The following is a 21,227-nucleotide window of genomic DNA, read 5'->3' as shown; positions in this document are numbered from 1 at the left end:
CAGAATAATCGAGGCTGATTCACACGCTTTCAGGCACGCTACCGCCCTTGGCTTTCAGTTACCAATCCACTGACTAAACAATGTGTTATGGATAGACACCCTCTTGAACAAGGTCTTCTGGAAATATATCAGCCGCAAAAACGCCCGACGGATAATCAATAACCATTCCTGAAGACCGAAACAATAATAGCAACAAGGAGATTTAACATTTGATGCTGGAGGAATTGTTGCAGCTAACCTAATAGCAGGCAAGGAGACAACTGTCCTAATAACTGTTTTTAAGATTAATATTAAGAGCAAAGTTTTGACCTTTTAGGATTTTCTTTATATTGACAAAGCAACAATAAAAACCATTAATTGCGATATATCCTAAAATGTACTGTGCGTAATAAAATATACGTAATTACCTTATTTACAGCGCCAGCGTATTGCTCTCTTTTTGTTCGGCCTTATTAAGAGAAATCTCAGCCCGGCATTGCAATTTCCCGCCGCTTTATCCATGATCGAAGTGTGACATTCGTCATATAACAGAAGGTATTGCTATTACTATGGAATGGATTGCCGATCCATCAATCTGGGCCGGACTGGTGACGCTGGTTGTCATCGAATTGGTGCTCGGTATTGATAATCTGGTCTTTATCGCCATCCTCGCCGAAAAACTGCCCCCTTCTCAGCGTGACCGCGCTCGCGTAACGGGCCTGCTTTTGGCGATGGTGATGCGGTTGCTGCTGCTGGCCTCTATCTCCTGGCTGGTCACGCTGACACAGCCTCTGTTCTCCGTTCACGGCCTGAGCTTCAGCGCCCGTGACCTGATCATGCTCTTCGGTGGCTTGTTCCTGCTGTTTAAAGCGACAGTTGAACTAAATGAGCGGCTCGAAGGCAAAGACAGTGAAAACCCGACCCAGCGACGCGGGGCAAAATTCTGGCCTGTGGTGGCGCAAATCGTGGTGCTGGACGCCGTCTTCTCACTGGACTCGGTGATCACCGCCGTCGGGATGGTTGACCACCTGACCGTGATGATGGCCGCAGTGATCATTGCCATCACGCTGATGGTGATGGCAAGTAAAGCCCTGACCCGGTTCGTTAACAGCCATCCGACCATTGTTATTCTCTGCCTGAGTTTCCTGCTGATGATTGGCTTTAGCCTGGTGGCGGACGGGTTTGGATTCCACATTCCGAAAGGCTATCTGTATGCCGCCATTGGTTTCTCAGTAATGATTGAAGCGCTGAACCAGTTGGCGATATTCAACCGTCGCCGTTTCCTCTCAGCAAATCAGACGTTACGTCAACGCACGGCCGACACGGTCATGCGCCTGCTGAGCGGGAAAAAAGAGGATGCAGAACTGGATGCGGAATCCGCCGCGATGCTTGCCGATCACAGTGACGGGCTGATCTTTAATCCGCAGGAGCGACTGATGATTGAGCGGGTGCTCAATCTTAATCAGCGGACGGTCAGCAGCATCATGACATCACGGCATGACATCGAGCATATCGACCTGACGGCACCGGAGGAGCACATTCGCGCCCTGCTGGATAAAAACCAGCACACCCGCGTGGTTGTCACCGGTGGTGAAGAGGAAGAGGAGTTGCTTGGCGTGGTGCACGTCATCGACCTGCTGCAACAGCAGCTGCACGGTGAAGCACTCAATCTGCGCGCCCTGGTGCGCCAGCCGCTGGTCTTCCCTGAAGGACTGCAGCTGCTTTCTGCCCTTGAGCAGTTCCGTAATGCGCGCACTCACTTTGCCTTCGTGGTGGATGAATTCGGTTCCGTTGAAGGACTGGTCACGCTCAGCGACGTCATGGAAACCATCGCCGGTAATTTGCCCAACGAGGTGGATGAGATTGATGCGCGCCACGACATCCAGAAAAATGCCGACGGGTCGTGGACGGCGAACGGCCATATGCCGCTGGAAGACCTGGTGCAATATGTGCCGCTGCCGTTGGATGAAAAACGCGAATACCACACTATTGCCGGTCTGCTGATGGAATATTTGCAGCGTATCCCGCAACCGGGAGAAGAGGTTCAGGTGGGGGACTATCTGCTTAAAACGTTGCAGGTTGAGAGCCACCGTGTACAGAAGGTGCAGCTCATTCCACTGCGGGATGATGAAGAACTGGACTATGAGGTTTAGTGAGTTGTTTTGCCCGGTAGCATGTGCGCTACCGGGCGCCCGGGCATCAAAGCTTATCTAACAGCTTCTTCACATCCTTCCCTGACTGAGAATCTTTATTCCGATCCGCCCAGTCGTTCAGACGACGTTTCGCTTCGTCCTGCAGATGTTTGCGCAGGATCTGATCCACCTGAAGGCTGTAATTCAGCGCCTGCCATTTGCCATAAACAGTGAGCGGAACCGGCGTCTCTTTAAGGAAGTCGATCAGTTTACTTTCACCCTGCCAGCCGGAAAGTACCCGCACGTTAAATCGGGTATCCGCCGTCTCTTTCACCAGATCCAGCTTACCTTCACCGGTTAACGACAGGAGTGAAGAGGTTCCCTGCATTCCGTCGAGGGTGAGCTGCCCGTTATCCAGCGTCAGGTCAGTGGTAAAGCTGTCGAGGCGCGTTGCGCTGTCGTAGTTTTCCTGGGCTTTGACATCACTGCTGCGCTCCACCGCCTGTTGTACCAGCTGCTGGAAGTTAAGCCCTTCCATACGGGAGTCTTTCAGATCAAGATGGGCCTGCCCCTGCCATTCGCGGCGGAAAGCCTCAGCATCAATCTTTGTCCCCGAGAAGTCACCCGCCAGCGTCAGTTGGCCCGTTAAGGAGATCGGGTAATTAAAGGCTTTAAGGATGGTACCAATCTCAACGTTGTCGAGACGCGGCTGGAATTCGGCGCTGGCCGTCTCTTTACGCACGTCCAGCGTGCCCGGCAGAGAAAGATGTCCGGCACCCATTTTGCCGCTCAGTTCGGAGATCACCAGCAAACCGTTATGGTTAAACATCTGGCTGCTCACGTCGGTAAAATTGATACCGCGCCAGCGCAGGCTGTTAGCTTTCAGTAAGATATCGGCCGTGAATCCACGAAGACCGTTATAGTCTGGCTGATCAAGACTCGAGGAGATGACCGGACGCGGCTTGGACGGCTGGCTTTGCCCATTCTGAGCAGCGTTACCGTCGGTTGCACCTGCTGGCTGAGGCGGAAGTAAGTTCTCCAGATTGAGCTTGTCAAACTGCAGATTCATTACCCACTTCGGCTTCTCCTCAAGCGTGACGCTCGCCTGCCCTGTCAGACTGCTGTCGTTCGCCTGCAGATTGAGGTTATCCAGCTCAAGCTGTTTTTGCTCTTCGCGCCACACGGCCTGCAGCGTTCCCTGACCGGTGATCCCCTGGGCAGGAAGATCGGCTCCCGTCAGTTGCCAGTTCAGTTGCTGAATATCCGCCGTGAGCTGATGGGGGTAATCTGAGGCATTCACGTTGGCGTTCAGCGACAGATTCAGATCGCGCTGATCGCGGTTCAGCCTTCCGCTAAACTCCAGCGAGGCAACATGATGGTCGTCCTGCTCCATCTTCAGGTTGATGTTACGGACGGTTACCTGCTCGTCGGACTCATGCTGGAAAACCAGCACGCTGTCGGCGACTTTCAGTTTGGCGATATCAAATGACCAGCCCGTATCCGTCGGCTCGTCGGGCAGCGTATTTTCCCGCGGGGCGACCGGCGCATCCGAGTCACGCACGGCTTCAGTTTGCGGCGTCAGCTGAATCACCGCCCCTTTCAGCATCACCTGGTCGACCTGCAACTGGTGTGAAAAGAGCGGGATCAACGCCACATCAAGACGCATGTTATCGGCAGAGACCAGCGGCTGGGAGGCACCCGGCGCGGTTAACGACATGCGGCCTGAGAGAATGCTGAGTTGCGGCCAGACGTGCCAGCGCAGCGGCCCATCAAGCTTCAGTTGATAACCACTACGCGCTTCGACCTGCCGCACCATGTAAGCACGGAAATCATTAGGGTTAACAAGCAGGACTAACGCCGAAAGGCCAGCAACCAGAACCACCAGCAAAATCATCAGCGTTGTCAGAACTCTTCTCATAGCATCCTCAGTGGACTAACGATCAGTCTTTATCAATACGGCTCGCGACCGCACCCTGCTGGTCGCGATATTTAGCGTCCTGACGGCGGTTATAAGGACGATCTGCCGGACCGGTTAGCGGTTCAAAGCTCAGCGCACCGATCATCATCCCTGGACGCAGTGCCAGAGGCAGTTTACCGGCATTGAAGAACTCGAGCACGATACGGCCCGACCAGCCTGGATCGATACGGTGCGCGGTCACGTGAACCATCAGCCCCAGTCGCGCCAGAGAAGAACGGCCATCGAGCCAGCCGACCAGGTCCGCAGGCAGCGTCACGGATTCATAGGTCACCGCCAGCGCCAGTTCACCCGGATGCAGATAAAAGGCTTCGCCCTCGTCAATAACGATTTCATCACTCATCACGCGATCAAGCGCGGCGCTGACTTCATCCTTCGGCCCGCTAAGGTCGATGAACGGTGCGGTATGGCCGCTAAAGGTGCGGAATTTATTTCCCAGGCGCACATCAACAGTCACACCATTGATACGCTCCACGGGTGGACGTGGTGTAATAGACAGACGGCCTTCATCCAGCCAGGCTTCAATATCGCGATCACAAAGACGCATCGCACTTTCTCCTTTCATGCATCGTACCCTGAAGCCATAAAGACTCAGGGCAAAACCAGGTTATCCCTGAACGGTACACAATTCGCGCGGCTTATTCAAAAAACTGGCTGATTTTCGCTTTTAAGATATCAATGGCTATGCGGTTTTTACCGCCGCGAGGCACGATGATATCGGCGTATTGCTTGGATGGTTCAATGAATTGCAGGAACATCGGGCGGACAGTTTTCTGGTATTGCGCCATCACGGAGTCCATCGAACGCCCACGCTCATTCACGTCACGCTTAATGCGGCGCATCAGGCAGATATCCAGCGGCGTATCGACGAAAATCGAGAAGTTCATTGATTCACGCAGACGGGAGTCGGTCAGAAGCAAAATACCTTCAAGGATAATGACCTTCTTCGGTTCGATACGGATCGTTTCCTGCGTACGGGTATGTTCTACATAACTATAGACGGGAAGTTCAATTGCCTGGCCGCTTTTAAGTGCTTCTAAATGCTGGAACAGTAAGCTGTGATCCATCGCATTAGGATGGTCATAGTTAGTTTTTACGCGTTCTTCCATCGACAGATGGGATTGATCTTTGTAATAGCTGTCTTCGGGAATGACGCCGATATGCTCATCACCAACTTGTTCACGCAGTTCGCGGTAAAGCGTACTGGCAATAAGACTTTTACCTGAAGCCGATGCGCCGGCGATGCCTATAATGACGCACTGATGAGACTTATCAGTCATAAATTTAGCGACCTGATTAACCTGGATGTTAAGGAAGGACGACGCCGGAGCGTCAAACGCGGCAATTATAGGGATTTCGCGGGCATGATACCAGTCGAAAGCGCAGGTTCTGCGAGACAGGGTGAAAAGCGACGAAATGATCCCTTTGTGAAATTTAAACGCACGTTTTTTCAGCGTTTGCCGGGGATTTTTTACCGAGTAACTATTTAATAAGTCTATGATGTCAAATTATGAGCAGTCGCCATATGAATTGTAAATTGTTTGTACTAGCATAAACCAAATTATCAAATTCACTCGTCCGGATTTCTCTCCTGACGGCATGGCGTCTCTGGATAAAGCGGTAATGAATAAACAATACCAGCGGGTTTTGGTTACCACCCCACATCCTTTATTGCGACTTGTCTGTCTGGGCCTGGTCACCTTTATCTTTACCTTATTTTCGCTGGAGCTGACCCGCTTCGGCACCCTGCTCGCCCCGCTCTGGTTCCCTACCGCCATCATGATGGTGGCCTTTTACCGTCATGCAGGAAAGATGTGGCCGGGTATCGCCCTGGCCTGCTCGTTTGGCAATATCCTGGCCGCGTGGATGCTTTTCTCCTGGTCGTCGATCAACCCGACCTATACCGCTATCAACGTGGTTGAAGCCGTGATTGGCGCGGTGTTACTGCGTAAACTGCTCCCGTGGTATAACCCCCTGCAGAATCTGAATGACTGGATCCGTCTGTCCATCGGCAGTGCGCTGGTGCCACCGCTGGTTGGCGGGGTGCTGGTGTATCTTCTGGTGCCGGGTCCGGAGCCGCTGCGTAATTTTCTCGTCTGGGTGTTATCAGAAGCCATTGGTGCGCTGGCGCTGGTACCGTTAGGGTTACTGTTTAAACCACATTATCTGCTGCGTCACCGCAACCCAAAATTGCTGCTGGAAACGCTGGCCACCATGGCCGTGACGCTGGCTCTCAGTTGGATGGCGATTACCTGGCTGCCGTGGCCCTTCACCTGCGTTATCGTTCTGCTTATGTGGAGCGCCGTGCGCCTGCCGCGAATGGAGGCGTTTCTGGTGTTTCTGGTCACCGTAATGATGGTCTCGCTGATCATGACGCGTAACCCTATATCCATGACGCCGCAAAACCTGCTGGTGACGCTGAACGCGCCCTGGCTGCCCTTTTTAATGATGCTGTTGCCGGCCAATATTATGACCATGGTGATGTATGCCTTTCGCGCCGAACGCAAACATATCACCGAAAGTGAAGCACGTTTTCGTAACGCGATGGAGTATTCCGCCATCGGCATGGCGCTGGTCAGCATTGAGGGGCAGTGGCTTCAGGCCAATAAAGCCCTGTGTAACTTCCTGGGATACAGCCAGACGGAGCTTCAGGCCCTCACCTTCCAGCAGTTAACCTGGCCGGAAGATTTGAATACCGATCTCGAACAGCTGGAGCAGTTGGTCAACGGCGACATCAACACCTACACCCTTGAGAAGCGTTACTACACCCGCAATGGTGAAGTGGTCTGGGCCCTGCTTGCCGTCTCCGTGGTGCGCCACACCGACGGTTCACCGCTCTATTTTATCGCCCAGATTGAAGATATTAACGACCTGAAGCAGACCGAGTGGGTCAATAAACGCCTGATGGAGCGCATCACCCTCGCCAACGAAGCGGGCGGTATCGGCATCTGGGAGTGGGATCTGGAGCCGGACATTATCAGCTGGGATAAGCGGATGTTTGAGCTGTATGAGATCCCGCCGCACATCAAGCCCACCTGGCAGCTCTGGCACGAAACGATGCTCCCGGAAGACCGCGCTCACGCTGAAAAGGTGCTCCGGGATTCCCTCATTTCACGTTTGCCGTTTAAGCTTGAGTTCCGCATTCGTGTTAAAGAAGGCGTGCGCCATATACGCTCTCTGGCGAACCGGGTACTGAACAAACAGGGTGAAGTCGAACGCCTGCTCGGCATCAACATGGACATGACCGAGGTGAAGCAGCTCAACGAAGCGCTGTTCCAGGAAAAAGAGCGTTTGCACATTACCCTCGATTCCATCGGCGAAGCGGTGTTGTGTACCGATATCGACATGAATGTCACCTTTATGAACCCGGTTGCCGAGAAAATGAGCGGCTGGCTGCAGACCGAGGCTATCGGGCAGCCTGTCCTGAAAGTGTTGCACATCACCTTTGGTGAAAAGGGACCGCTGATGGAGAATATTCACAGCGGCGATATGTCCCGTTCCGATATAGACCAGGACGTGGTGCTGAACTGCCGTACCGGCGGCAACTACGATATCCACTACAGCATCACCCCGCTCAGTACGCTGGACGGGCAGAACATTGGCTCCGTGATCGTAATTCAGGACGTGACGGAATCGCGCAAAATGCTGCGTCAGCTCAGTTACAGTGCCTCGCACGATGCCCTCACCCACCTCGCAAACCGGGTCAGTTTCGAAAACCACCTCAAACGGCTCTTACAGACCGTACAGGAGACACGCCAGCGTCATGCGCTGGTGTTTATCGATCTCGATCGTTTTAAAGCCGTCAACGACACCGCAGGCCATGCGGCGGGTGATGCTCTGCTGCGGGAGCTTTCGTCATTAATGTTGACCATGCTCCGTTCCAGCGACGTGCTGGCTCGTCTCGGCGGGGACGAATTCGGGTTGTTGCTCCCGGACTGCAATATCGAAAGCGCGCGTTATATTACCGGCCGCCTGATTAACACCATCAATGACTATCACTTTATGTGGGAAGGACGTCTGCACCGGATCGGCGCCAGCGCGGGTATCACTCTGATTGATGAAAATAACCATCAGGCTTCAGAAATCATGTCGCAGGCGGATATCGCCTGTTACGCCTCGAAAAACAGCGGACGCGGCGTCGTCACGGTTTACGAACCCCAGCAGGAACGGGACCACGGCATGCGCAGCATGATGTCGCTTGATGAGCAGTGGCACATGATTAAAGACAATCACCTGATGATGATTGCCCGCAGCGTCGCGTCTCCACGGATACCGGAAAGCTGCAACTTCTGGCTGATTTCATTACGCCTGTGGACCAGCCAGGGCGAAGTGCAGGAAGAGCATGCGTTCCGCTCCGGACTTGCGGAGCCTGAACTGTTGCACGCCCTTGACAGACGTATCTTCAACGAGTTTTTCCGCACCTCCGCCGCACAGGTCGCCCACAAAGGCATGGGGGTTGCGCTTCCGCTGTCTGAAGCGGGTTTAGCAAGCGTCACGCTGGTTGATGAACTTGTCGACCTGCTGGAGAAGAGCCCCATGCCGGGCCGTCTGTTGCATCTGGTTATCGCTGCCGACGTGGTATGTAACCCGGATGAGAACCTGCAGCAGGGCCTGCAAAAGCTTCGCCATGCTGGCTGCCGCGTCGTGCTCAGCCAGGTGGGACGCGATATGAACGTCTTTAGCCACCTCAGCGCCAATATGGCCGATTATCTGATGCTTGATACGGAAATGGTGACGAATGTTTATGGCAACCTGATGGATGAGATGATGGTGACGATCGTTCAGGGGCACGCCCAGCGCCTGGGCATGAAAACCATCGCCGGTCCGTGTAACCAGCCCATCATGATGGACACGCTCTCCGGCATCGGCATTGATTTTATTTACGGCGACACCATCGCCGAGCCGCAGCCGTTGGATCTACTGCTTAATACCAGCTATTTCGCCATCAACTGATGGCGCCCAGCCGTCGGTATACCAGATGTGCAGCAACGCATACGAGCGCCAGGGCTGCCAGCGCTGGGCGTACCGCCGAATTTGCGCAGGCGTCATCCCGGCAAAACGTTGCTTAATCAGATAATCATCCGGCAGAAAAACGTCCTTCGCCTGCCAGCCGCGCAGGGCCAGGTAGTTTGCCGTCCAGCGTCCTATTCCGGGCCGCTGCTGTAAGGCCTTCATTCCCGCCTCAATATCCGCAGGAGGGAAAAACGGAAACGTCCCGTCCACCACAGACTGAGCCAGATGAACGATCGACTCCGCCCGCTTTACCGGCATTCCAAGCGCTTTCAACGCCAGCGGGTCCGCTGCGGCCAGCGCGTGCGGGGTCGGGAAGCAGAGATAACCCGGGGCGTCTTCAACCGGCTCCCCGCACAGGGCGACAACGCGGGAAGCCAATTTTGCCGCCATCGCCACGCTAACCAGTTGCCCGAGTATCGCCCGCACACCCTGCTCCCAGGCATCCATCGCCCCCGGCAACCGTAAGCCTGGCCGTGCGGCCCCCAGATCCCCCAGTGTCGAGCGGATCGCCTGAGGATCGCAGTCAAGATCGAAAAGTCGCCCGATACGCTCAAGACAGCTCTGCGCAACCGGAATCAAGCCCGGGCTGAGCGTCACGGTAAGCGTAGGGGTTTGGCTGTCCGGCGTAACGCGAAATATCCCCTGATGCCCCTCGCAGGCGAAACTGCGCTCGTAATAGTGGTCCGTGACGGTCTCTACGCCCGCTACCGCACGTGCGCCAAGGAAACCAAACATCCATTGCCAGTCGTAAGGGGGTTGCCAGGTCAGGGTATACATCATCGCTCCTTTTTTGTTCCCCTCAGCATAAACCGAAAGGCCTTGTTTCGCCTTGCTTTCATATTCCTGTTGTCGCCAGGCAGACATTTCGCTAAAGTCTCGCCCCTTCTCACTGGCATGGGGACTAATCGTGTTTATTGGATTTGACTACGGTACGGCAAACTGTTCGGTTGCCATTATGCAAAACGGGCAACCACAGCTCCTGAAGATGGAAAACGAGAGCACGCTGCTGCCATCAATGCTCTGCGCACCCACTCGCGAAGCGGTCAGCGAATGGCTGTTCCGTCATCATCAGGTTCCCGCTACCGCGGCGGAAACCCAGGCGCTGCTGCGCCGTGCGGTCAGTTTTAACCGCGACGAAGATATCGACGTGACCCCTTCCAGCGTGCAGTTTGGCCTCTCATCGCTGGGCCATTACATTGACGATCCGGAAGAGGTTTACTTCGTTAAATCACCGAAGTCGTTTCTGGGCGCCAGTGGGTTAAAACCACAGCAGGTGGCGATGTTCGAAGACCTGGTGTGCGCCATGATGCTGCACATCCGTAACCAGGCGCAGACCCAGGTACCCGATCCCATCACGCAGGCCGTTATTGGTCGTCCGATCAACTTCCAGGGTCTGGGCGGTGAAGAGGCTAACCAGCAAGCGCAGGGGATCCTCGAGCGCGCCGCACACCGAGCCGGTTTCCGTGACGTGGTCTTCCAGTATGAGCCGGTAGCGGCAGGACTGGATTTTGAAGCCACATTAACGCAAGAGCAACGCGTGCTCGTTGTGGATATCGGCGGGGGCACCACCGACTGCTCTTTACTGCTGATGGGGCCACAATGGCATCAGCGTCGTGACCGCGAAACCAGCCTGTTGGGCCACAGCGGCTGCCGCGTAGGCGGTAACGACCTGGACATTGCTCTGGCATTTAAAAGCCTGATGCCGCTGCTCGGCATGGGCGGACAAACCGAAAAAGGCATTGCCCTGCCAATTCTGCCCTGGTGGAACGCCATCGCCATCAACGACGTTCCGGCGCAGAGTGATTTTTACAGCACCGCGAACGGGCGCTTCCTGAACGATCTGGTACGCGACGCGCAGGACGCGGATAAAGTCGCCCTGCTCTATAAAGTGTGGCGTCAGCGTCTCAGCTATCGCGTAGTGCGTACCGCTGAAGAGAGCAAAATCGCCCTCTCTGACCGTGCTGAACACGCTGTCTCATTACCTTTTATCAGTGATGAGCTGGCGACCGCGATATCGCAGGAAGGGCTGGAAACGGCACTCGCCCAGCCGCTGCAGCGGATCCTCGAGCAGGTGCAACTGGCGCTGGAGAATGGCAAAGAGAAGCCGGATGTGATTTACCTGACCGGCGGTAGCGCCCGTTCACCGCTTATCAAGAAAGCGCTGGCGGAACAGCTTCCGGGTATTCCGATTGCCGGTGGCGATGACTTTGGCTCCGTAACGGCAGGTCTGGCCCGCTGGGCACAGGTGATGTTCCGTTAAGCCCCGACGGAAGCCCTCGAAATGCGCAGGGCTTCCGTCGTTTACAGCGCGTTAAAACGCACATTTTCCTTTTTACCTGGCAGCACGCTGCCCTTTTTGCATGCCGCTTCTCTTGTCGTCGGCTGGCTTTGCTCGACAAATCGCCGGAAATCAGCGAACGGCACCGGGGGCAGGAAATGATACCCCTGCAGGTAATCCACCTGTTTGCTGATAAGCCACTCTCGCTGATAAGCGTACTCCACCCCTTCCGCCACGGTACGCAGCCCAAGAATCATCGCCAGATTAATAATCGATTCCAGCATCGGCAGCGGTTGGTTATCAGCCTGGATAGCGTTGATAAAGGTCTTATCAATTTTTATGACATCCAGTTCGAGTTCATTCAGATAGCATAAATTCGCGTATCCTGTACCAAAGTCATCCAGCGCAAACATCACCCCGCGATTACGCAGTGAACGTATCAGTTCTTTTATTGCAGGCGTCACGGCCAGCGTTTGATTTTCGGTGATCTCAATCATGAGCTTCACCGGTAACGATTCTGTCAGCTCTAAAAAATTGAGGCACTCCCAATAAAACACCGGGTTACTTAACGTGGTTGGACTGACATTAAACGCCACAAACAGCGGTGTATTTAACCCGTTATTCTTTTGCTTTAAGTCACTGGCAACTTTATGCATTAAATAGCTGGTGAGTTCATTAATCAGGCCACAGCTTTCTGCCAGCGGAATAAATTCTCGCTGCGAAATCGTGTAATTATGCCCTAATGGCCAGCGGGCCAAAATCTCTATACCACACAGCTCACCACCTGCACCGACAACGGGTTGATAATAAGGTAAAATTTCATCATTTTTGAGTGCCAGACTCAGACGCCCCGCATCATTATTATCATAACTACGCCCGGTGGATTTGCGCATTAACGTACTGTTCTGCCCCACATCTCTTTCAGTCAGGAAACCATTGCGGATAAGAAAAATAATAGATTCAATAAAATTTTTAAAACCAAGCCTGTGCGTTATTTTATCCCGGTAGCGATACAGGGATTTTGTGGTCAATGAATTTGCCCGGCAGAATTCGGCCTGCCCCTCTTTCGTCATCATGGCATTAAGCATGTCTGCCTCAAATTCGGTTAACGCGAAAACGTCCAGCTCATCTGATTTTACGCGTGATTCCGGTTGCGGGGTGGTCATCAGTATACGCGTGAGTATATCGATGACGGTCGTATAATGCAGTGTTACATCAATTGAGGTACTGTATTCATAGCCTCGATTAATACACTCATTTTCGCTCAACCTGAGAACAACGCTGTTTACCATGATAAACTGGCTACTGTTACGATGTAGCCATTTCTTCACCAGGAAAAAGGGCATCCGGTTATCAACAATTAACAGACAGGAGTTGTATTGCTGAAAAGAAAGGTCTGACTCTGATATAAATGTCTGACTGTCGACCAGTACCAGATTAGGCAAAAAAGCCCTGAGCCCGGCGAAAAGATAAATGTCATAACTGAGCAGGAAGACCTTTTTCTTATTCATAATAATCACCATCACGTTTTCATTGTAAAACGCAGCCTTCCCGAACAGGAAAGTGTATTCACAATTGACCTGGTATTCACATAGACTTAAGGTAAAACAAATAAAATGCCTTTAGATTGCATAGTGTGTAGTAGCTCATCCCCCTTGCAATAAAACTGAGCGCAGGGGAAATGATAAGAATATTCTTGCTGTATCGGTAGCGAATTCTGAGGTCCGAAATGAGTACAAACTTATGCGCTTATATTCACATTCGGACAAACTTTAGTGATAATAAACACTATTTTAACAGAATAAAAAACCATAAATGATGCGACACATAGGTTATTATTTCAGAATAAGACGATACCCTATTCTGAGGATTACGCTGCCCGACACACCAACAGGGTGCGTCGCAAATCGCGTATACCGTACACATTGTGCGCAATATGCATTATTTTATAATAGAAGTTGTGTTGCTTAGACATAATTAATCCCGTGATCTCATCAGGCAAATCATCATTATCATTTTTGATCACAGAAACCCGTTGGGTACGTATGTAGCCGTCACTATCATTACCTAAAAATTTAAGCATCGTGGAACGGTTAATGGCGTAGCTTTTCCCATTAACATTAATCACGCCCACTTGTGACAATACCCCCTCTTCAGCAGATGATATCCTGAAAACCAGCAATACCTCCCCTTCGATGTGCATACCTGTTTTTTGCGTATTGAGCACAAGATGGTTCTTCGCTGAGCATACCAGCGCTGCCGGAACCTCATGACGTTTAAATAAAAACAAAAAAATGATAACAAGCGCTACGGCAAGACTAAAATACATAATTTTCGCACGCATGTGCAACTCCCCGGGAGCCTAACGTACATATACTGAAAAATGATTCCTTTAGTTTATTACCCGCAGACAATCCATTGTCATCATAAAACACAATGACCTTATTTCTTCCCTTACAGATAGATTTGAATTGCTGCCATCGGGATGAATTCAAAAAAGTGGATATTTTCTCAACTGAATTATCATCTGTCGTAAATATTTCACAGGAACCGGATTTTTGTACATGCACGACACCATCGGTATCTCGTAATAATTTTGGCAGAAGGACAAAGCCAGATATCACCAGGCTGATGCCTAACATTCCGCCAACGATCGTTTTACCGTATCGCCTTAACCCGGGTTTGGTGGCAGAGGTTAATGCAGTGATGCTATGCGGCAACGCATCTTCTTTTACGTTTTCGATCTGCGCCTGAAAAACAAATCCTTCTCGGGGGATAGTTGCGATCAGATTATCCATTCCCAGTTCTGCTAACGTTTTGCGCAAAATACTGACATTTTTATTCAGACTGTGACCTGATGGGATCAACCCATACCTTCCCCACACTTCTTCTATAATCAGATCCCGATGTAATTGTTTGCGGTTATTCGCAATAAAGAGCTCCAGTAATCTTGCCGTTGCAGCGGACAGAACCACTCTTTCTCCCTGTACACTTAGCGTTCTGGTCTCTGAATCGTATACAATATGATCATTGATTATCTTTTTCATCCGGGAACTCTTTTATTATCGGCGGCAATGCCAGCACGCAGTACAGAATATATTCCCAGAGTTCAGTTAGCAATATAAGAACTGTTTCTTTAAACTTTAACTGTTATTTTTAAAACAACCATCGCCTATCGGTATATATTTTTTCAACGCAACGATGAATTTTTTATTTTTAGTGTTTAACGCGCTGCTTCGGTAGGTCTCTCCAGGCAGCAGGTAGCGCATCGTCGCCTCGTCATCGGTTGACTGGCATCCCTTGTGTACGATGATCCTGAAAAACGTATTGCCGGTATTTGTCAGCGCCCCTTTTTGCTCATCCAGAGTATAACCTAGCGTCAGCTTTCTGGGCCTGACCACAAGTATCGTATCCAATGCAATAGCGGGCACAGCTTCACTTGCTTTGCCTGAATGACGTTCAGCAAACAGCGTTACCGGCATCTCGCGAAACTGAATCCGGTAGTAACGCTCTTTGTCATCCTCGGGCCCGCGATAGAAGATCTTAAAATACTCCCCGGCGTCCGGGGCGAGCGAAAACGTGAGCGGTGTAAACAGCAACTCCCCATCCTCTATTGGCAGACGCTTTTCCCCACCCGGTCCTGGACGGTCGATTTTAATCGCCGAAATGCTGTACACATTCTGTTTGTGGCTGTCGTTGTAAATACGTTTGCTAATGAACGACCGCTCTGCGGGAATATCATAGATCGTGGAGTCCAGATACAGCGCGTGGGCAGAAAGCGTGTAAAGCGCAATGCAGAGTCCCACCACACCCTCCGTGACCTTCCGCCAGCGCATCATTTTGTTACTCCCAGCCAGTTCGCGGTGACTTTGATTTCACCACTGGCGCTGACCACGCCTTCCCAGTCAGCGCCAGCCACCGTCAGTGCTGAGCGGGAATCATTCATCGGGAACAGCAGCGTTAAGTTGGTGCTGAAAAAGCTGCCATCATCCGTGTTGTTGGCATCCCATGGCACCTGTTGCCATAACGCATCGTTCAGACTAATGGCATTTTCACTGCAGCTGTTCCTCACCTGAGTAGGGCTTCCCGACGCGGTGTTGTATTGCAGATAGGCAGGGACAGGCACGTTTATTCCCCCCTGGGCCGACGTAAACAGGCAGTAAGGGGTATCGTTGATTGTCGTGCTGTCCCCGATAACCTGGGCCGTAATACTGTCAGCCTGACGAGGTCCCGATACGGTGACGACGTAATCCATCTCAATCGGCGCGTCATCTCCGATGGTGCCGCTTCCACTGGCAGAGGCCGTATTATTCGATGAGACAATGCTAATCCCATACTCCTTCGGCACAATATTGAGCTGCAAAGAGGGGGTAAACTGGTAATAGCCTGACTCCGGAGTTAATGCATTCGTAAACGCAAACGTAAAGGGCTGGCTGTTGGTAATACTGACGCCTGCATCCACCAGATTCTTAAGGAATGTTTTCGACAAAAAGACATAGATATACTGGCCAGATGTCGAAAAGACGTTGTAATACGCCGTCGAGGCGCTGAAGTTATACCATGTCGAGCCATTTCCAGAATATTTCACGGTGGTTGCGGAAGGGGTAAAACCCAACGCAGCAGAATCGATATACGCTCTGAACGTCAACGATGCCGTCAAATTTTGCGCCTGCTCAAGGTTGTATTTGACCATTTTACAAATTACGCCATCAACGTTACTGACGACACCCAGCTCACAGGATCCGGAATCATTTGTGATGCTTGGGGTTCCATCACTGGCGATCCACAGCTCCTGAAAGGCACTTGTTGATTCCAGCGCCAGATGTCCCCGCTTGTTTAACGTGTAATTGATGTAATTCCAGCGACCTGTTGTCTGATCCTTACAGCGTTGTCCTGAGGCGTAATCATAGTTAACCGAGGTATAGCAGCGGTTAAAAACATAGGTTTCGCTGCCACCCGTCGGCATATTACGAAAATACTCATAGGCTGAGTTGCTCAGCGAAGCAAAGCCATACGCTCCGCCAATAACCCCCGCCACGGATCCAACCTGCGCGTGGTAAAAACCATTGTTATCCACCCCCTGCCCGGCAATGTAGCCCGTCGTCGGACACTGCGAACCTCGGTAGCAGCGTATTCCTGTGAAAGGAGCATCAATGGGCGAATTATCAATCCACATATCCTGATAATTATTGGCCGGCGCAGTCCAAATGACATAACCCAGGTAACCGAGGCTGACCTGGGATGTGCCGTATTTAACCCAGGTATTTGAGCCGCTGAAACGGGGATCTAACGCGGACGGCGTAATGAAATACTCACCGTCAATGTCGTTCTCGATAAATAAAAACGTGTTGTTGATCGCCCCTGACGATGAGGCGGTCAGTGCCCTTGCGGTGAAGGGAATCAATCCCGCCAAAAACAGGAGCGGAATAAAAACGGAAGCACTTTTTTTCATAGCATTATCTCTGCGCCATCGTGGTTTGCGGTGCACATTTAACATCCCCTACCCACGCAGCGCCCCTGGCTTTTTCCAGATCTAAATCCGCTTCGCAGATATTACCGTTGGCGGACACCAGGGTAATAACGGGATACTTCTTATCAATATCAATGGCGAACTCACCTTTCGCGTCGGTGCGCGTTTTGCCAATGTGGTTATGGATGTCCGTATTTGACGCCAGTTCACCATTGGGATATCGCACCCGGCCAAACACGGTCACCATGCTTTTCACCTCAGGTGACACCACGCCGACGTTACCGGGATAAAGGTTAAGCGCCTGTTTACGGCCCGAGACAATGTCAAAACTGTCTTCAGAGTTTTTATCATTCATAATTTCCAGCTTGTATTGCGCGTAAGGCGGGAGTGCAATAAAGCTCGATTTGCCGCTAAGAATATAATTTCGGTTATTTATTTTTGCGGCCAGCTTTCCATCACCCACAAGATCGGTTTTCACAATAATGCCCGAGCGCTGTCGCTCTTTGCTCAGACCAAAATCCCCACCCGCCCAGGCAACGGAACCCTGAGAGGAGAAGTTCATATTGGTCGAGTTGTCCGCTGAACGGGTCACCGAAACCGTCCCGCCGTTATAGCGGGTGTCATAACTCAGGTTGCCATTTACAGCGTAATTGTTGTCGTAGTTCTGCTCTCCACTCAGGCGAGTCGAGGCGGAAATGCCTGCAGACGTAATGACGCTATCCTCAAATTGTTTACGCGCGCTGATATTGCCCTGTGTTGCGCCGTAGCGATCGCGTGAAACCCCGACACTCATCCACGAGGCCAGCGGCAGCGATAAATCCAGGCTGACATAGCGTTCCTGACGTCCGTCATCATTCGTATTGTTGTAGTAATAGCGCTGTATCCCGGCCCGTAACCCCACTGTGGCGTACCGTCCCGCATAGAGGGTGGTACTGTAATCCAGGTTTCGGTAGGTATTACCGGAATAGCGGTTTTCGGTCTGGCTGACCGTTAACGTGCCACCGTGCGGAATAAACCGGCTCAGGTTCAATGTTGCGCCAACCGAATAGTTATCCCGCTCCTGCACCGGCAGACGGTTACCGATTTTGCTGTCTTCCCGCGACGCCCACAGCGAGCCAAACCCGCCTGGAGCATTAAGACTGGCGCTGCTGACGTTGCGCCATGTTCCGTCGTTCGCCACCAGCGTTTGTGTCCCGACGCTGACATATTCGTTGACGTTAAGAGTAATGTCCGTTTCATTGACGGCATTGTCATCAAACCCATAACCTGTCGTTTTCAGGGTGAGCCCGGAGAGCATTGCCAGGGTTAACGAGGCCGCACCACCCGCAATCCAGGTCTGTTCACTGCCGGCATCACGGTAATGATTGCGTTTATAACTCACGCGGTCGTAATCAAGTGAACCGCCAAAAATTTGCCATGCGACTTCATGCAGGCCTGCGGCCTGCTGGCGGGCAAATATTTTATTCACCCGACTGACGCGGGTGTTCACCGTCCGGCCATTTACCACGACATCCACCGTGACGTCATACACACCGTAAGGGAACCGGCTGGTGTCAATTTCGTAGCTGCCCATGTTGAAGTTCTGAACGCTTAACAAGCGCCCATCACGAAACACATGCACTTCGCCGGCAGACGGTAAAAATATGGTTATTGGGATCAAGGACAGGGAGGTGTTTTCAACCACCGTACTGCCTTTATTGCCGTAGCTGACGCCGTAGATCTTGCCGCCATTCAGCGCATTGAGGCTGGCGATCGACTGAACGTTCCAGGTGTCGAGCATGCCCAACGCCAGACGATAACCCTCATAATCGCGCTCATACATGGCACGATACAGTTTGCTGGAGCGGTTACTCTCGCCAATACCATAGACCGAGCCATTGATATTGAGGTGGTGCTCTCTCAACGAGGTGGTGTTATCCAGTGTTAAATAACTGCGAGAGCTGCTGCCATTGCGGTAGTCATTGTAATAGGTACCAAAGTTGTAATTCAGCACAGTAGACAGTCGATCAACGCTGGACGGTCCCAGCAATGAACTGCGGGCGACTACCGCTTCAGTCAGGGCATCCCGGCTGACAATCATCTCCAGATGAAAAGAGGAGACGTTTAATTTCAGCCGTGCGTCTCGCGAAAGGGCAAGAGAGGTATTGTCGATAAATTTCGCATCGCCTATTTTTTCCACCATCTCGCGCGTTTTCTCTGAAAGCACCGCGTTATTGGGCAAATCGGCAATCATAATGGATTTTACAACGATATTTCCCTCAACCAGCGAGATGACCGCATCAGCAATTTTTTGTTGGCTTTTTGTATCCGTCTCCTGGTAGCGGATATAAACGGGGACCGTCATCCCCTGTTCAAGAGAACGCGCGAATGCCCCTGGAATAACATAATTACCAATCTTAACCGGTGCAGAATGCGCAACCCCTGATGTTAGCGCATAAGAGAGTAATAAACTCCCTCCTATAAGATATTTAAAAGACATACGCATCCTTACTTTTCGGTATTTTTATTACTGGTACCGGAAATGACGCCGTGTATTACTTCACTGTAATAAATTGCTTGCCATGCCAAATCCCAATGCGGGTGCGACTGTTTGACACATCGCTTTTCTGCAATCTTATTTTTGTACCTGGCATGACGTAATAACGCTCGCGACACCCGCGTCCCCGATCCTGTGACGCCTCTTTGCAGGCTCCGTAAGCAATGACCCGAAACGAGACGTTGCCTTTGTTGGTGATGACATCCCCGTCACGACCGTATTCGAATCGTTCCTTGCGTGGCGCCACGACCAGTATTGTCCCGATTTCTGCCGACGCCGTCGCAATCGCGGCTTTGCCAGCCTTAGTCGATGCGCTTTCGCTTACGGGTTCGTCAACCCACTGCAGCCGGTAATAACGTTCTTTATCATCTTCTGGCCCTTTATAGAAAAAGCGAAAAACATCTTTTGCATCACCGGGTAAAATAAGGCTCGCCGGTGTAGAAAGTAATTCTCCCGACGTTTCAAATTGCATTTCTGTTCCGTCAGGCAGCGGTGAAGAGAGCCTTTTTACGGTAACGCTCACATAGCGGGCGGAATCAGTGGTGTTGATAATTTCTTTTGATAACGCGTTTTGATCGGCCGTCATTATTGACGTGATATCACCCACATTAATCGCCAGACTGGAAAAGGATATAGCCATCCCTGCCAGCGCTGCGAGTGGCAAATATTTCTTCATCAGTGCATTCCTGCGAAATTCGGGAGAGAGCCTCTCCCGAATTAATATTCATTACGCTGGAGTGGTCCAGGTTGCATTGAACTGAACTTTTACGTCACCCGTCCAGTAACCATCCGGCAGCGCAGAATAGTCAGTTACAGCAGTCGAACCGTCAGAAGTCGCTGAAGCGATGGAGAATTTGAAGCTGGACTGATCGCTTACACGCTCAGCGCCGTTATAGGCTCCATCGGCCAGCAGGCTTTCCAGACCTGAAGTGGAAGCCGCATTCACCAGAACGGTTTCGGCAGAGTTAGACAGCGCCTGACCATTCCATGCCACGCCCACATTCAGGGTAGATGCATCACCGCTTGCATTGGTCAGCGTATTGCTGATGACCTGAGCAGTCAGTTCAAAATCGGTTGCACTTTCCTGTCCCTGAATCGTCACATCAAAAGCGCCATCCTGAGTGTTAAACCCATTCAGGCCCTCTGCATACTGGAACGTCAGCGAGTTCAATGGGGTCACGACCAGCAGGCTGGTTGTATCTTTCGTTGCCGTTGCATCCCATGATGCGGTGGCAGATGCCGTAACATCAGCCATAGCATTTGCAGCAGCAAATACAGAAACCAGAGAGGCCACCAGTAATAATTTTTTCATTTTCATCTCCTGAGAACAAACGTACTGCCAGGTGCCATTTAATAAATAACCTGGAAGCTCCATTTAAATGCGAACGGGATTTACCGCGCCAAAAAAGTATTATTTGAATTATGTTTCAGGACAACCAATCGAATGACGAAAAAACCCTCCGCCGTTAGGATTTTTCTCATAATCATTCATGACGAGATCGCTTAAATAAAAACATAAAACCATTTAAATAACATTTTTAAAATAAAAATCTATAATTATCGCAATTTTAGGTAATTTAAACTGTTTTAGCTTTTTGATACAAATCAAAAGAAGTGCATTGAAAGGAATAACAAAAACATATTTTAAATCAAATAAATACGTCACATTGCAAAAAATCATTAGTTTGTTAATGATTTGATAACAAGATGAAAAATATTGGTATAACAGAGAATATTCCGATCCTTACATGATGAATAATGAAATTTTCCTAAAGACAAATTAAATAATAAAACCAATTGTTATCTTTCTCCGTTTCTCACCCGGCAGATAAATAATAAGAATA

Annotated in this window: 15 protein-coding genes; 3 read left to right on the top strand and 12 right to left on the bottom strand. The window is 51.2% G+C overall.

What is annotated here, in order from left to right:
• Positions 1–548: 548 nt before the first annotated feature.
• Positions 549–2,132: a TerC family protein gene (locus ACMVME_RS07765; protein WP_068794795.1), complete on the top strand. Its 1,584-nt coding sequence runs from the start codon at positions 549–551 to the stop codon at positions 2,130–2,132.
• A 46-nt stretch (positions 2,133–2,178) separates the two neighbouring features.
• Here ACMVME_RS07765 and asmA read toward each other — a convergent pair whose 3' ends face one another.
• From asmA to udk, 3 genes are all read right to left on the bottom strand, one after another.
• Entirely contained in the window at positions 2,179–4,029 is a 1,851-nt protein-coding gene (asmA, locus tag ACMVME_RS07760) for an outer membrane assembly protein AsmA (RefSeq protein WP_068794796.1), read from the bottom strand.
• Positions 4,030–4,051: 22 nt separating this feature from the next.
• Positions 4,052–4,633 (bottom strand): dCTP deaminase, encoded by a 582-nt coding sequence (gene dcd / locus ACMVME_RS07755; protein WP_020883257.1) that lies wholly within the window; start codon positions 4,631–4,633, stop codon positions 4,052–4,054.
• Between the two features lie 91 nt (positions 4,634–4,724).
• Positions 4,725–5,366, bottom strand: a complete 642-nt coding sequence (gene udk / locus ACMVME_RS07750; RefSeq protein ID WP_020883256.1) for a uridine kinase — start codon at positions 5,364–5,366, stop codon at positions 4,725–4,727.
• 343 nt (positions 5,367–5,709) lie between these two features.
• Between udk and ACMVME_RS07745 the strand changes: the two genes are divergently transcribed.
• Positions 5,710–9,039 carry a diguanylate cyclase gene (locus tag ACMVME_RS07745; RefSeq protein WP_068794896.1) on the top strand — a complete coding sequence of 1,110 codons (3,330 nt, stop codon included), beginning with the start codon at positions 5,710–5,712 and terminating at the stop codon, positions 9,037–9,039.
• On the opposite strand, the gene alkA is transcribed toward ACMVME_RS07745, so the two are convergent.
• Positions 9,004–9,876, bottom strand: a complete 873-nt coding sequence (gene alkA / locus ACMVME_RS07740; protein ID WP_068794897.1) for a DNA-3-methyladenine glycosylase 2 — start codon at positions 9,874–9,876, stop codon at positions 9,004–9,006. The two genes, ACMVME_RS07745 and alkA, sit on opposite strands and share 36 nt — an antisense overlap.
• A gap of 130 nt (positions 9,877–10,006) precedes the next feature.
• Here alkA and yegD point away from each other — a divergent pair, with 130 nt between their 5' ends.
• The gene (gene yegD, locus ACMVME_RS07735; protein ID WP_032678538.1) at positions 10,007–11,359 is read left to right on the top strand and encodes a molecular chaperone; all 1,353 of its coding nucleotides are present in this window, start codon (positions 10,007–10,009) and stop codon (positions 11,357–11,359) included.
• Positions 11,360–11,400: 41 nt separating this feature from the next.
• Here the strand turns inward: yegD and ACMVME_RS07730 are convergent, their stop codons facing one another.
• The 8 genes from ACMVME_RS07730 to ecpA all read right to left on the bottom strand — a co-directional run bounded on the left by ACMVME_RS07730 (position 11,401) and on the right by ecpA (position 20,695).
• Entirely contained in the window at positions 11,401–12,888 is a 1,488-nt protein-coding gene (locus ACMVME_RS07730) for an EAL domain-containing protein (RefSeq protein ID WP_229216795.1), read from the bottom strand.
• A gap of 359 nt (positions 12,889–13,247) precedes the next feature.
• Complete coding sequence (locus tag ACMVME_RS07725; RefSeq protein WP_020883251.1) at positions 13,248–13,721, bottom strand: hypothetical protein; 474 nt, start codon at positions 13,719–13,721, stop codon at positions 13,248–13,250.
• On the bottom strand, positions 13,696–14,424 hold the full coding sequence (locus tag ACMVME_RS07720) for a winged helix-turn-helix domain-containing protein (protein WP_068794797.1): 729 nt from the start codon (positions 14,422–14,424) through the stop codon (positions 13,696–13,698). The genes ACMVME_RS07725 and ACMVME_RS07720 overlap by 26 nt, the downstream gene beginning before the upstream one ends.
• Positions 14,425–14,520: 96 nt before the next feature.
• On the bottom strand, positions 14,521–15,216 hold the full coding sequence (locus ACMVME_RS07715) for a fimbrial protein (RefSeq protein WP_074439219.1): 696 nt from the start codon (positions 15,214–15,216) through the stop codon (positions 14,521–14,523).
• Positions 15,213–16,829 (bottom strand): fimbrial protein, encoded by a 1,617-nt coding sequence (locus tag ACMVME_RS07710; RefSeq protein WP_074439220.1) that lies wholly within the window; start codon positions 16,827–16,829, stop codon positions 15,213–15,215. The genes ACMVME_RS07715 and ACMVME_RS07710 overlap by 4 nt, the downstream gene beginning before the upstream one ends.
• Positions 16,830–16,833: 4 nt before the next feature.
• On the bottom strand, positions 16,834–19,326 hold the full coding sequence (locus ACMVME_RS07705) for a TcfC E-set like domain-containing protein (RefSeq protein WP_068794798.1): 2,493 nt from the start codon (positions 19,324–19,326) through the stop codon (positions 16,834–16,836).
• A gap of 55 nt (positions 19,327–19,381) precedes the next feature.
• Positions 19,382–20,059 (bottom strand): hypothetical protein, encoded by a 678-nt coding sequence (locus ACMVME_RS07700; RefSeq protein WP_032678543.1) that lies wholly within the window; start codon positions 20,057–20,059, stop codon positions 19,382–19,384.
• Positions 20,060–20,110: 51 nt separating this feature from the next.
• Entirely contained in the window at positions 20,111–20,695 is a 585-nt protein-coding gene (ecpA, locus tag ACMVME_RS07695) for a common pilus major fimbrillin subunit EcpA (protein ID WP_020883247.1), read from the bottom strand.
• Positions 20,696–21,227 lie beyond the last annotated feature (532 nt).

The organism is Enterobacter cloacae complex sp. 2024EL-00711, from assembly GCF_047529885.1.
Taxonomy (GTDB): domain Bacteria; phylum Pseudomonadota; class Gammaproteobacteria; order Enterobacterales; family Enterobacteriaceae; genus Enterobacter; species Enterobacter ludwigii.
The sequence above is the reverse complement of the archived record's forward strand: the minus strand, read 5'-3'. Positions and strand labels throughout refer to the sequence as shown.